Source organism: Candidatus Ruminimicrobium bovinum (assembly GCF_902760015.1).
Taxonomy (GTDB): Bacteria; Elusimicrobiota; Endomicrobiia; order Endomicrobiales; family Endomicrobiaceae; genus Ruminimicrobium; species Ruminimicrobium bovinum.
Genome location: NZ_CACWEU010000061.1, coordinates 1 through 13,956 on the forward strand (window position 1 = coordinate 1; position 13,956 = coordinate 13,956).

Here is a 13,956-nt window from a genome sequence, read left to right on the forward strand (position 1 = left end):
GAAAAAAGAAGAAAAGAAATAGAACCTAATGTGTTACTTATGCTTGACGGGAAAATTGAAGCCGATAAAGAATTGATAAAAGAATATAATATGTTAGCGGCTAAAATAAAAGGTTCGGGGAAAAATAAATGACCAAAAAAAAGAAAGATACATTTCAGGATTTAATTAAAGTTTGTAAAGAACAAGGTTATGTTACTTATGATGAAATAAACAAACATATTGATGACAATGATATGAATTCCGAAAAGATAGATTCTCTTTTTATAAAATTGGAAGAAGCAGGCATTAAAATAATAGATAAAAATACAAATACCAAAAAAAATAAAAATACTCCCGAAACTTCGGATGTTATTGTCAAATACAGTGATGAAGATGATGAATTAAATCCCGTGAGAATGTACTTAACAGAGATGGCAAAAGTTCCTTTATTGGAAAGAAAAGTTGAAGTTGAACTTGCCAAAAGGGTAAGAGAAAATGAAAAAAAATTAACACATATAGTTTTGGAATCACCGTTAATAATTAAGGAAATAAAAAGCTGGGACACTCTTATCGAACAAGAAGAAATGACACCTAAGGAATTGATGCCGAGAGGAAGGAAATCATCAGCGCAACTTAGAAATATGAGGATAAAAGTTAAAGAAACGGTAAAAAGAATAGCTCAACTTGAAAGAAATATTACTAAAAATGCCGAAAAATTAAAAGACAGAAGATTACCGGCAAAAACAAAAGAAAAATTGAAAACAAAGGAACAGGAATTAAGAGCCGAAATAATTTCTTTGGTAGTAGGTTTAAATTTAAATCAGGATAAAATTAAAAGACTTATAAATAAAATAAAAATAACCGCAAATAAATTAAATGAAATAACTTTGGAACTTGCAAAAATAGAAAGAAAATATAAAATGCCGCCTGCAAAACTTATTTCTTTATATAAAGATTTTTCTGCCGATAAAATAAAACCTGCGGCATTTAAAAAACAAACGGGTTTTCTGCCTGCAAATGCAGCTGATGATGTTTCTTATGCGGGAAGTCTTCTTAACAGACAATCAAATATAAAAGAAGGTTTTTCCATAACTCCGAAAGAACTTATGGAAACGGATAAAAAAATAAGGGACTTGGAAGAAATAATTCATAGAGATAAAATGAAATTGATAGAAGCAAATTTCAGACTTGTTGTTTCAATTGCAAAAAAACATGTCGGAATGAGCAGTTTGGAACTTGCCGATTTAATACAGGAAGGAAACTTAGGATTGTCGAAAGCCGTTGAAAAATTTGAATGGAAAAGAGGTTTTAAATTTTCAACTTATGCTACATGGTGGATAAGACAATCAATTAACAGAGCAATAGCAGACCAGGCAAGAACAATAAGAATTCCCGTTCACATGAAAGAACTTATTTCAAAATTAACCAAAGTAAAAAAGAAATTTCAACAGGATCAGGGCAGGGAACCTAAAACCGAAGAATATGCAAAATCTTTAAGAATTTCTCAGGAAAGAGTAAGAAGGATATTAAAAATGATGCAGGAACCCGTTTCGCTTGCAACACCCGTGGGGGAAGAAGAAGATTCGAAACTTGAAGATTTTATAGAAGATCAAAACAGTCCTAACCCTATAGTTAAAACGCATCAATACAGGTTACAGTTGGAACTTGAAAAAGTTTTAAATACGTTAACACCCAGAGAAGCGGAAATAATAAAATTAAGATACGGTATAGGTGTAGGTTATCCTTCAACACTTGAGGAAGTAGGTAAAAAATTCGGCGTTACAAGAGAAAGAGTAAGACAAATAGAAGCAAAAGCAATAAGAAAATTAAGGCACCCTACAAGATGCAAATCTTTGAAAGAATATTTGGACTAATTGGAAGAATAGAAGATTGGAAATAAATATGAGAAAAATTGTTTTATCTTTTTTTGTTTTCTTCTTTTTTATTCTGTCTTTTTGTTCTATTTTGCATGCAGCAAATGAACCGATAATTGAAACAAAAAAAGCAAATGTTATCGTAAACGGAAATCAATTTAACGGTGTTAATACATACACAATACACGGTGTTGAATTTTTTGCTTTAAGCGAAATGAAAATTGTTTTTTCGGCGCGGCTTGATTGGCAACCCGTAAGTAATAAAGTTGCAATGAAATTTCAAAATAAATCCGTTACCGTTTTTATGAACGATAAAAAGGTTGCCTTCGGTAAAAAAATAAAAAAGTTGGATACCCCTACGCTTTTTATAAAAAAAGAGTTATATATTCCCGTTGAAATGTTTACAATGAAGGAATTTGAGGATATTTCCGAAAACTCAATATCTTTTCAAAAAAAGGACAGTTTGCTTATTATAAATTCAAAATCAAATATTTCGGCAGTCCGATATTATACTAAGGAAAATAATACCGAAATTGTAATTGAACTTGACGAAAAAATGACGCATACCGTAAAAAAACATAAAAATTCGATAATACTGTCATTTCAAAGAGGAAAAGTAAATAAGGACGAAATTTATGTTGATAACGGAGCAATAAAAACCATTTCTTATGATACCGTAGGAAGAGAAGCTGTTTTTAAAATTGATTTGTTACAAACACCAAAGTCGGTAAAAATTCAAAAGTTTAAAAGGCCTTTGAAAGTTGTTGTGGATATTGTTCACTCTTCTCCGGTTGATATTACAAAACCTTGTGTTGTTTCTATTCCTGAAACCATAGTTGATTCCAAAGTTGATATAAAAAATGATACGGACAATAATGCTGTTGTAAGCGCTTCGTCGGATAAAAATATTGTTGTTCAAAATCCGGTAACGGATACGGACAAAACCTTGGAATCGGAAAATGATATTTTACCGCCCGTAATAAATGCGAGAGCATTGGAAGTACAATCCGATATTTATGAAAAACCCGTTGTAGAAGAAGATGATTCGGCAGAGCTTGCGAAAATAAAAACCGTTACGGTAACGGAAGACCAAATAATAGACAATACTTACGAATTAATAGATGATAAGGAATCCATGAAAGATATTATTCCTACGGATGAACAAAGAAGTGAAGATGCAAAACTTATTTTAATAGATGCAGGTCACGGCGGACACGATCCGGGAGCGGTAGGACCTAACGGAACGAAAGAAAAAGATGTAAACCTTGCAATAGCATTGGCATTAAAAAATTTATTTAACAAAGATAAAAATTACAAGGTGATATTGACAAGGGAAGATGATACATTTATACCTCTTTCGGAAAGAACAAATATTGCAAATAAAAATAAAGTTGATTTGTTTATTTCAGTTCATAATAATGCAAATATAAAAAGAGAAATGTCCGGTTTTGAAATTTATTTCCTGTCCGAAAATGCTTCCGATTCCGAAGCTGCGGCAACAGCCGCTTTGGAAAACTCGGTTATATCTTTGGAAGATAAGCCCAAAGGACAAAAAGCCGTTTTACAAAATATGTTGTGGTCCATGACGGTTAATGAATTTATAAATGAGTCGTCGGAACTTGCAAGTTTTATATCGGGTGAAACACCGAAAAGACTTAAAACAATTAACAGAGGAATAAAACAGGCAAATTTCTATGTTTTAAGAGGAGCACAAATGCCTGCGGTTTTGGTTGAAGGTGCATTTATAAGTAATTACAGCGAAGAAGCAAAGTTAAATACAAGAAATTTTCAACTTGCTATAGCGGACTCGATATATGAAGGTGTAAAAAAATATTATGCAAGAAAAAATAAAATAAATAATAAATAATATAAAATGCTTGACATTATTTTTTTAAAAAAATATAATTCTTGTAATATGTCTATAAAAAGAAGTTTGTTTTCCATCATTTTATTGGTTTTTTTTATGATTTCCGTTGTCGATGTTTTTGCGGAAGTCAGGTCTGATTTTAGGCATTCTCCCAATGAACCCGATGCTGAAAAGTTGGCGGTTTCGGATATAGCATTGCATACCGAGCTTATGTTGGAAGGGATTTTTAACAGAAGATTGGATGCCTGGTATACCGTTCCTAACGGAATGAATTATTACTTCAGAAGAGATACGAAGGATAAAAGTTTAAATAATCAGGATTGGAAAGACCACTGGGGACAAAGTTTGTTTGTAGGTGTTGCAATGAAACCTACGGATTGGTTTTATGCTCAGTTCGGTTTGGATTTTATGGGAGATTATGCATCAAGGTATTGGAAGACGGTTAACAATTTCCACAGAATGTTTGATGAAGGTATTATATTTCCTCATTTCTTTTGGGATAGTGCAAAGGCGGTTATTCATAATGATTGGGCAAGTTTAGGTTATTATAGGAACCAGGCGCATTACGATTGGCGTTATGAAGGAGATATGTTCAATATTTACCAGGCGCACATGGATCCGTATAACGATGTAAGAGTTACCGGTAGAGCTGTTCCGGAATGGTGGCAATTAAATATGAAGGGCTCAGCCGGTGATTTTCAGTTTATATACGGGCAAGAAGCTGTTGTTGATTATAACCAGGGTTTCTATATGAAGTATAGAAATATATTCGGCAGTAATGTTAATTTGATGTATGCCGATCATATTATTCCTTACGGTGATCCCGATGAAAGAATGCGAACGGCAGAAATTTCTACTGATTTTAAAGTTGCCGGAACTACGTTGCAGGTAGGCGGTATGTTTAGGCCTTTCAGACTTGACAAAACGTATCAATATGTAGATAAAGAAGTTCCGGAGGGAACAGGAACTGCAGGAACAAAATACCTCATAAAAGAAGGCAAAACCGGTATGGCAGATGCTTTCGGTGGTGCCGCGAAATTATCAATCCCAAAAATATTAGGCGCAGATTTAATTACAACAAAATATTCATATCAAGGTTTAGTAGCAGGCAATAAGCAACAGTTGGATGCAGAAGTTCAGCATGCACTTAATAAGGATTTTACCGGCGCTTTAAGTGTTATGCACAGAAAACCGTTGCTCAGATCAATGCCTTATGTAGGCAGTGATTATGGCCCTGATTTAATTCAAACAAGAGGACAAACTTCTCCTTTTTGGGTATGGTGGCGAAACGCACCTACAGGTTTTGATAACAGAGAAACGGATGAATTTGCATTAACTTTTACTTATGATCCTACACCGGATACTTGGTTTTATTTAATGGAACCGAATGTTATTGAAGAATGGAATTTGAATCCTCAGGAAGACTCGTTATTTACGTTTGCAACAAAATTAAAACTTACAAGGCATTTGGGCGGAACGGACAGGCAAATTTACAGAGATGAAAACGGTGATATTGTTTGGGAAGCTTTTTCGGGTGTTCCCGTAACGGGAGCTTTGCCTACCGACGGATATTTGGGATCTTGGTATTTCTTTACGAGAATGTTCTTTAATAAAGTAGAAGTTTTATACGACTTTGAAGTAGGTGAAGATGTTGCGACAATGAGTACGCCTTATGCAAAAGCTGAAGTGTTTTTAAAGAAAATAACCGGCTATTTTAAAACAAATTTAAAAGTAAAATATAAACAGTATACATTTCAGGGCGGTTACTACAGAGATGCTTGGGGGCCTGAAGATTGGCACAAGAATTTCGGTGCCACTTATGATGAACTTTATTTGGCAGGTGTAACAAGAGAGTTTCCAAATTGTCTAACTATCGGAGCCGAATATGTTGGCGGAAGAAAAGATAACCTTGAAATAGTTCAAAAAATAGACGGGGTTTCTTCTTCCAGAAATGAATTAGGTTCCTTTGATGAAGTAAGGGTCTTTGTCAAGTTAATATTTGATGCTGTATTCAGATTCGGTACCGAAGAGAGAATTCAAAAAGATATGTCGCCTCCTATTGCTATATTATCTCTTGCTCCTGATGTGTTTATGCCGTCGCAAGGACAAAAGACGATACTTTATCCTAAAGCTTACGATGACGAAGGTATTGCAAGTTGGGAAATCAGAATGGTTGATAAGAGTTCTGTAACCGTTATGACATGGAACGGCAGAGGTGATCCTCCGGAAACTCTTGACTGGAACGGTAAAGATTTCTATGATAGATATCTGCCTGATGAAACATATTATGCTCAGTTAACGGCTTTTGATACTTCCGGTAACAGTGCAAAGTCCGAAATATGCCCTGTTAGGTTGATTACACCTGAAATTAGAGTTCAAGAGACAGAATTAGGTCTTAAGATGGCGTTCTCGGCTAAAGTTCTTTTCGATTTCGATAAATATAATTTGAAAGATAAATCTACGAAGATGTTGAATGAAGCTGTCAGAATATTGAAAATGTATCCTGACAGACCTATTAAGGTTGAAGGTCATACCGATAATTACGGCAGTAAGCAATACAACATCATATTATCTAAGAGAAGAGCAAATGCCGTTGCCACATTCTTAATAAAACACGGCATTGACAAAGACAGAATTACGACGGAAGGTTTGTGGTTCTCCGTTCCTGTTGCAACAAATGCAACTTCGGCAGGTAGAGATCAAAACAGAAGAGTTGAAATTACCATACTGAAGAAACAAGACGGAGTAACTAAAAAGTCGTATGACTTGATCAATAATGAGTAAAAAAAATTTTGTAGCTTGCTACAAAGAAAAAAAAAAGGAGAGAAGAAATGAAAAAGACGTTAGGTTTGTTGTTGGCAGTAGCAGTAGTTGCAAGTGTTGCAAGTTTTTCTTTTGCAGCAAAGGCATCCTCATCATCTTTTAAACCGTTTGCTGTTTATGTAGAAAACGGTTCAAAAGACAACCATTTTGCACCATCAGGTTGGATGGGCGATTATGGTGACATTAAAATGAATTTGGCTTGTGCAGAAACACCAAGAAGCGGTTCATCTTGTATTAAAATTACCTATAGTGCAAAAATGTCACAAAATGCAGGTTGGATGGGTATTTTCTGGCAACAACCGGCTAATAACTGGGGAGAAAAGAAAGGCGGCTTCAATTTAACAGGTGCAAAAAAATTGACATTCTGGGCAAGAGGAGCACAAGGCGGAGAAAAAATTGCTGAGTTCAAAATGGGTGGTATAACCGGAGAATATTCCGATACCGATTCCGTAACAATGGGACCTATTGAACTTACAAAAGAATGGAAACAATATACATTAGATTTATCCGGTAAAGATTTGTCTAATATTATTGGCGGTTTCTGTTTTGCATTATCTAAAGAAGATAATCCTAACGGATGTATTTTCTACATAGATGATATTATTTATGAATAATTAGTTTTTTAGGGGGCAGATATTCTGCCCCCTAACATCCAAACAAAAATGAAAAAATTATTATTAGTATTTTTAATTATCGGTAGTTTTATTTGTGCATATACACAGAATGGTATATGTAAAAGTAAATCTATTCAAAATGAAGACGATGATGATATTGACATTGCAATGAGGTTTCAACCTTTTTATGTGTATGAGGATTTCGGCTCAAAAAGAAATCATTTTGTCCCTTCGGGTTGGATTGCGGATGTTGCGGATTTGAAACTTGATATTGCCTGTAAAGACGTTAAGATGATAAAAGGTAAGTATTGTATACAGGTTGATTATACGCCTAAGGGGCGTAAAAAATGGGCAGGTATTTATTGGCAGAATCCCGCTAACAATTGGGCTACCGTAAAAGCAGGTTTTGATTTAAGAAAAGCAAAAGCTTTAACTTTTTTAGCCAAGGGTAAATACGGTAATGAAGTTATAAGTAAAGTTCAGGTAGGCGGTTTGCAGGGACATTTTCCCGATAGCGATAAAGTTTGGATGACTAATATAAAACTTACAACCAGTTGGAAAAAGTATACTTTGGATTTGTCAGACAGCGATTTGTCCTATATATCTACCGGGTTTTATATAGGTGTTTCGAAAACGGATAACCCTAACGGAGCAACATTTTATTTGGATGAAATAAGATATGAATAAGATAGTAAAATTAACATTATTTTTTGTTGTTGCAATTATTTTAGTATCTTGCGAAAGGTATCCCCTTACGGATGTTGCCGGTTTACATCCGAGAGTAAAAAAATGGCCTTCCGTATTTTATGTTTATGATGATGAAATAAAAACAAAAGGTTCTTTTGAACCTAAAATTTGGATGGGGTCAAGGTTTTTACAAAACGGTGACGATAGAGATGTTTTAAATTTTAAATGCACGGAAGGTGCTATGGGCGCCTATTGTATAAAAATGTCATGGAATGATAATAATCCTTATCAGTTTGCGGGTTGGGGATTATCCGTTACGGAGTATGAAGGCGGACGGACGGATATGAGTACAAGCGGTTATAATTGCCTGGAATTTTATGCAAAAGGTTATTTGACGGAAGGTTGTATTTTTGAAATTGCCGTTCCTTCAAGCGGAGGCGGTAACGACAGAAAAGTTATAACAAAATCCGATTTGTCATCCGGTTGGACAAAATTTGAAATTCCTTTGACCGGAAAAACCATGAACTATTGGAATGCTATGGAATATTATATAAGTGTTAATATGTATAGAGAAAATGATTCCGTTCAAACAGGCGGAGGAACGGTTTATATAGATAATATAAGGTATTGTAAAAAGTAATTATGAAAAAAGTTTTTGTGTTGTTAACATTATTGTCAATTTTGTTTAATGTATCTGTTGCCGATGCATGTACTTTTACTATAGATTGTACACATTATTCGGCATTAAATGCTGCTGCACGTTCGGCGCTTATGCCCGGATGGGGGCAAGGTTGGAACGGACAGAAAACTAAAGGTTGGATAGTTTTCGGTATTTTTGCGGCATCCGTTACCGGTTGTATTTTGTTTAACAGAGAAGCCGAAAATAATTACAGTGATTATGAAGAAATAGGTGCAAGAAACAGTTCAAAATATGATGATTATAAAGATAATTTGAATATTTCAAGAATATTGGGCGGTGTTGCTTTGGCAACATGGATATTTGCTGTTGCGGATGCTTATTTTGTAGGAAAGTCAAGAGAAGAAATGTATGTTAGAAAACATTTTGATATACAAATGTGTTCCAATGACGGAGTTATGTTAAAATATAGAACTAAATTTTCAATATAGGAGTTTGTTTTGAAAAAAGTTTTTTTACTATCATTATTTTTTATAGCAGTTTTTTTTATAGGGTGTGCTCAAAAAGATAAATTGACTGCCAATACCATGATTTTAAAAATAGATGCTCCGGGATATTCTTATTCGGATCATACTTTGAAAATGTCTGCAAATTCTACAATTTCGGTAAGGGCTGTTATAAAAAATGCAGCAGGTAAAGATATAAATAAATCGGTTACTTGGTCTGTAGCCGATTCCTCTTTAGCTTCATTTAGCAGCAACAATTCTAAGGAAACCGAACTGACATCTAAAGGAACGGGTTCAACCGATATTACGCTTACTTGTGAAGGTATGCAAGTTACGGCAACTTTACAAATATCTTAATAAATTTATAATTTAAAATGTATAATGTGTGACGTCGGTAAAATTTTGTATTGTAAATTTTATTATGAAAAAATTTTGTGTTATCTTATTATCAATTTGTCTTTTTTCGTTAACTGTTTCTGCGGAAATTGTATCTAAAGTTTACAGAGAAAGGTTTTCTCCGGATGCTTTAAATGCAAACTATTATAAACTTCAAATGAGAACGGTTTCTTTTTTTGATAAACAAACATCGGCAATTACCGGTTTGGTAGAAAGTTTTAGAAATTCATCAAATTATACTTACGACCTGGTTACAAAATCTTTTATTATAGGTAAAAGCGGTTTTTTGGATACACAATCTTTTATTTATGACGGTTCGGTATCGGCAATTGCTTATTTACTTGCCGGTCAATATTCAAAAGCATATAAAATTTTAAAAATTTACAGCAGAGAATTTTATCTGTTAAAATCGGAAAAAGAAGGATTGTTTAATACATACAGAAGCGACTTAAGAAGAACCAAAAACGGTTTAACGGCAGGTATAGACGGTAACAGAGTTCATTTAGGACCTAATATGTGGGTTACTATTGCAGCACTTCAATATACCGCAGTTACAGGTAATTTGGAATTTATGCCTTTTATATTGGATTCATTAAAATGGGCTTCACAGATAAATCATTTTAAATTTCAAAACGGGCAACTCGGTGCGGCAAGTATGGGCTACGGTTGGATGCCGCCGGATTGGTCTAAAGTTTATTCTACCGAGAATGTTCTTGACCATTATGCCGCGTTGTGTTTGGTAAGAGATATTTATTTATATGCAAATAAACCGGAAGTAAAAACTTATTTTGAAGAAGCAAATTTTTCAATTAAAGATATTGAAACAGAATTGGATAATATAGAACGTTGGTTTAAACTTTTAATTTACGATAAAGATAAACAAAGTTTTAATATGGGCTACAGTGACGATAAATTAGACACAACCGATGCATTGGATACCGTATCGTGGGCAATAGCTTCAATTACTCCGGAACACATGGAAACCATAGGCATAAATCCGTTTAACCTTTTCAATTTTGCAAAAAATGAATTTTTTGTAGAGGATAATATAAACGGAGAAAAAATTTCCGGATACGACTTTACTAACGATGCCGGAAGAAATAAAGGTTATAGAATGAGTTGGTTTGAAGGAACTTGTTTCCATATTGTGGCAGTTCAAATTCTTGCCGATTATGCACAGAAAACAGGAAAATGGAGATTAGCCGAACAATATAGGGACCATTCCAAGTTTTTGTTGGAACAGGTTAATAAAGCAATAGGAATAATAGGTCTTTCCGACGGAGCTTTGCCTTATACGTCAAAAAATCCAAATGATAAAGAAAGATTTATGGCTTTTAACAAAGATTGGGAAATACCCAGAGGGAAAAACGGAAGTTGGGTTGCATCAACATCATCTACCGCTTGGTATCTTATAGCTTCTTCTGCATTTAATCCGTTACATTTTGACAGAATAAATGTAAAGTATTCTCTGTTTCAACAAAACAAAAAATAAATTTTCTGTAAATTGTCGTTTTATTTGTTTATGTTTTTCTTGACTTAAAAACATTAAAAGTATATAATTAACTCTATATATATAACTTGGGGGAAGTATAACTATGGCAAGCATAGTATTGAAAAATGTTTGTAAAAATTACGGCAATATAAAAATTGTAAAAAATTTTAATTTGGAAATACCCGATAAAGAATTTTGTATTTTGGTCGGTCCTTCCGGTTGCGGTAAAACAACTACGTTAAGAATGGTTGCAGGTCTTGAAGATATTTCCTCAGGTGATATATATATAGACGGTGTTCGTGTAAATGATATTCCTCCCAAAAACAGAGATATTGCAATGGTCTTTCAAAATTATGCATTGTATCCTCACATGACGGTTTATGAAAATATGGGCTTTGCTTTAAAATTAAAAGGTTACAGTAAAAAAGATATAGAAGCAAGGGTAAAAGAAGCTGCGGAAATTTTGGGAATATCACATCTTTTAGACAGGAAACCTAAACAGTTAAGCGGCGGTCAAAGGCAGAGAGTTGCCGTCGGAAGGGCAATAGTCAGAAAACCGAAAGTGTTTTTATTTGATGAGCCGCTTTCAAACCTTGATGCGAAATTAAGGGTTCAAATGAGGGCGGAATTAAAAAAACTTCATGAAAGGTTGCAAAGCACAATGATATATGTTACCCACGACCAAACCGAAGCTATGACGATGGGTGATAAAATATGTGTAATGAAAGACGGTATTATTCAACAGGTTGCAGGTCCGTTGGATCTTTATAACCAACCTGCAAATAAGTTTGTTGCCGGTTTTATCGGTACCCCTCCAATGAATTTTTTTGGTGTTGACGTAGTTGAAAAAAACAGTGAAATATTCTTAAAAGAAGGTTCTTTTGATATAAAAATTCCTGCTTTTATGAAAGAAAAAATGGCTCCTTATATTAATAAAAAAGTATTTGTCGGTGTTCGTCCGGAAGATATTTTTGATAAACTTTTTACAAACTTAAATCATAATGATACTGCAACATTTAATGCAACCGTTGAAATTGTGGAACCTTTGGGCAGTGAAATTTATTTACATTTTAATACGGGTAAAAACAGTATGGTTGCAAAGGTTAACTCAAGTAATAAAGCAAAGCCGAACCAAATAATAGAATTTGTATTGGACTTAACAAAAGTTCACTTGTTTGAAGAAGAGTCCGGCAAAACAATAATATAAAATTCTAATTGCGGCTTGTATCTTTAAATACTAAGTTTTTAATTAAAAAAGCACTTCCGGCAGGCAGTGCTTTTTTTGCTTTTTCCGCCTAAAAATGATATATTTTAAAGATATAAATTAAATTAATAAGGAATAAATAAAATGCAAGAAAAACAAAGTTTACAAGAACAGGAAACATCAACAACAGCAATAGATAATCTTATTGCACAAAGAAAAGAAAAAGCCGATAAAATGAAAGCTGCAGGTATAAACCCTTATCCTGCAAAAGTTGATGTTAAAGACAAAATATCACAGGTAAGAAAAAATTTTGAACAATTAAAAAACGAAGAAGTTTCCGATATTAAGGTTTCGGTTGCGGGCAGAATGATGTCAAGAAGAGATATGGGAAAAGCTTCGTTTATAGATATTGCCGACGGAACAGGAAGAATACAGGTTTATGTTCGTAAAGACCAAGTCGGTGATGACAGTTTTAAACTTTTTAAAGAAATGTCGGATTTGTCCGATTTCGTTTTAATTGAGGGAACCCCTTTTAGAACAAGAACCGGTGAATTAAGTTTAAAAGCCGAAAAATTTCAAATTATCTGCAAAGCATTTCGTCCGTTACCGGAAAAATGGCACGGTTTAAAAGATACCGAAACAAGATACAGACAAAGATATTTGGATTTAATTGCAAACCGAGATGTAAAGGAAGTTTTTATAAAAAGGTCTAAAATAATTTCCACATTAAGAAAAACTTTGCAGGATATGAATTTTGTTGAGGTTGAAACTCCTATTTTGCAAACTCTTGCCGGCGGAGCAAATGCAAAACCTTTTACCACGCACCATAATGCTTTAGACATTGATTTGTTTATGAGAATAGCACCGGAATTGTTTTTAAAAAGGTTGGTTGTAGGCGGTATGGAAAGGGTTTTTGAAATAGGCAGAAATTTCAGAAACGAAGGTATTGACAGAAACCATAACCCTGAATTTACTATGATGGAATTATACCAGGCATATGCCGACTATAACGATATGATGGATTTAACCGAAACAATTATAAAAAATTGTGCCGCTGCAATAGGTTCAAAAATAAATTTGAATTTTAAAAGATTGAAAATGTTTGACTTGATAAAAGAATATACCGGGCTTGATTTACTTCCTCATTTGGAAACGGGTAAACTTTTTGATATGGTTAAACATTTGAATTTGGATTTGCCTAAAAATGCAACGGATCAAAAAATTTTAGATCAAATTCTTGACGAAAAAGTAATTCCTAATTTAAAAGAGCCAACATTTATTATTGACTATCCGGCAATATATTCTCCGCTTACAAAAATTAAATTTGAACAACCTGAAATTGCCGAAAGGTTTGAACTTTATATAAACGGTATGGAAATTTGTAATGCTTATTCCGAGTTAAACGACCCTTACTTACAAAAAATAAGGTTTAAACAACAAATGGAAGCAAAAGTTAAAGGCGACGAAGAAGCACAACCTTACGACGAAGATTTTATAACAGCTTTGGAACAGGGCTTGCCTCCTACCGGCGGTTTAGGTATAGGAATTGACCGTCTTGTTATGATATTAACCGAAGTTGAATCAATTAGGGAAGTTATATTTTTCCCTGCAATGAAACCGGAATGTTAAAATCAGTAGAATTTTTTATTGCCTGCCGTTACATTAAAGCAAGAAAGAAGGGATTTTTTGCTTTTTTAACAACCCTTATTGCAATAGGGGGAACCACACTCGGTGTTTGTGCATTGGTAATAACTCTGTCTGTTTTAAGCGGTTTTCAGCAGGATATAAGGGCAAAAATTTTAGGTATTCAACCGCATATTTATATAAATAAAGTAAACGGAACTCCTTTTGATGAGTATAATGAAGTAATAGAAGAA

The 13,956-nt window shown here is 33.9% G+C and carries 11 protein-coding genes and 1 pseudogene; all 12 read left to right on the forward strand.

The genetic code is table 11. From position 1 onward, the window contains the following. Positions 1-128: 128 nt before the first annotated feature. Positions 129-1,853: a sigma-70 family RNA polymerase sigma factor gene (locus ACMUOV_RS02180; protein WP_413853354.1), complete on the forward strand. Its 1,725-nt coding sequence runs from the start codon at positions 129-131 to the stop codon at positions 1,851-1,853. Positions 1,854-1,881: 28 nt separating this feature from the next. Beyond that, complete coding sequence (locus ACMUOV_RS02185; protein ID WP_413853356.1) at positions 1,882-3,720, forward strand: N-acetylmuramoyl-L-alanine amidase family protein; 1,839 nt, start codon at positions 1,882-1,884, stop codon at positions 3,718-3,720. Positions 3,721-3,816: 96 nt separating this feature from the next. Further along, the gene (locus ACMUOV_RS02190; RefSeq protein ID WP_413853358.1) at positions 3,817-6,504 is read left to right on the forward strand and encodes an OmpA family protein; all 2,688 of its coding nucleotides are present in this window, start codon (positions 3,817-3,819) and stop codon (positions 6,502-6,504) included. Positions 6,505-6,551: 47 nt separating this feature from the next. Further along, a complete protein-coding gene (locus ACMUOV_RS02195) occupies positions 6,552-7,157 on the forward strand; it encodes a hypothetical protein (RefSeq protein ID WP_413853360.1) in 606 nt (201 codons plus the stop codon). A 48-nt stretch (positions 7,158-7,205) separates the two neighbouring features. Continuing rightward, on the forward strand, positions 7,206-7,844 hold the full coding sequence (locus ACMUOV_RS02200; RefSeq protein ID WP_413853362.1) for a hypothetical protein: 639 nt from the start codon (positions 7,206-7,208) through the stop codon (positions 7,842-7,844). Then, on the forward strand, positions 7,837-8,484 hold the full coding sequence (locus tag ACMUOV_RS02205; RefSeq protein ID WP_413853364.1) for a hypothetical protein: 648 nt from the start codon (positions 7,837-7,839) through the stop codon (positions 8,482-8,484). The genes ACMUOV_RS02200 and ACMUOV_RS02205 overlap by 8 nt, the downstream gene beginning before the upstream one ends. Positions 8,485-8,486: 2 nt before the next feature. Continuing rightward, entirely contained in the window at positions 8,487-8,972 is a 486-nt protein-coding gene (locus ACMUOV_RS02210; RefSeq protein ID WP_413853366.1) for a DUF5683 domain-containing protein, read from the forward strand. A 9-nt stretch (positions 8,973-8,981) separates the two neighbouring features. Then, entirely contained in the window at positions 8,982-9,344 is a 363-nt protein-coding gene (locus ACMUOV_RS02215; protein WP_413853368.1) for a hypothetical protein, read from the forward strand. Between the two features lie 64 nt (positions 9,345-9,408). Continuing rightward, positions 9,409-10,875 carry a hypothetical protein gene (locus ACMUOV_RS02220; RefSeq protein ID WP_413853370.1) on the forward strand — a complete coding sequence of 489 codons (1,467 nt, stop codon included), beginning with the start codon at positions 9,409-9,411 and terminating at the stop codon, positions 10,873-10,875. Between the two features lie 103 nt (positions 10,876-10,978). Then, positions 10,979-12,082, forward strand: a complete 1,104-nt coding sequence (locus ACMUOV_RS02225; RefSeq protein WP_413853372.1) for an ABC transporter ATP-binding protein — start codon at positions 10,979-10,981, stop codon at positions 12,080-12,082. A gap of 141 nt (positions 12,083-12,223) precedes the next feature. Then, entirely contained in the window at positions 12,224-13,708 is a 1,485-nt protein-coding gene (lysS, locus tag ACMUOV_RS02230) for a lysine--tRNA ligase (RefSeq protein ID WP_413853374.1), read from the forward strand. After that, a pseudogene (locus ACMUOV_RS02235) lies at positions 13,702-13,956 on the forward strand (lipoprotein-releasing system transmembrane subunit LolC); the annotation flags it as partial. The gene lysS and the pseudogene ACMUOV_RS02235, both read left to right, overlap by 7 nt.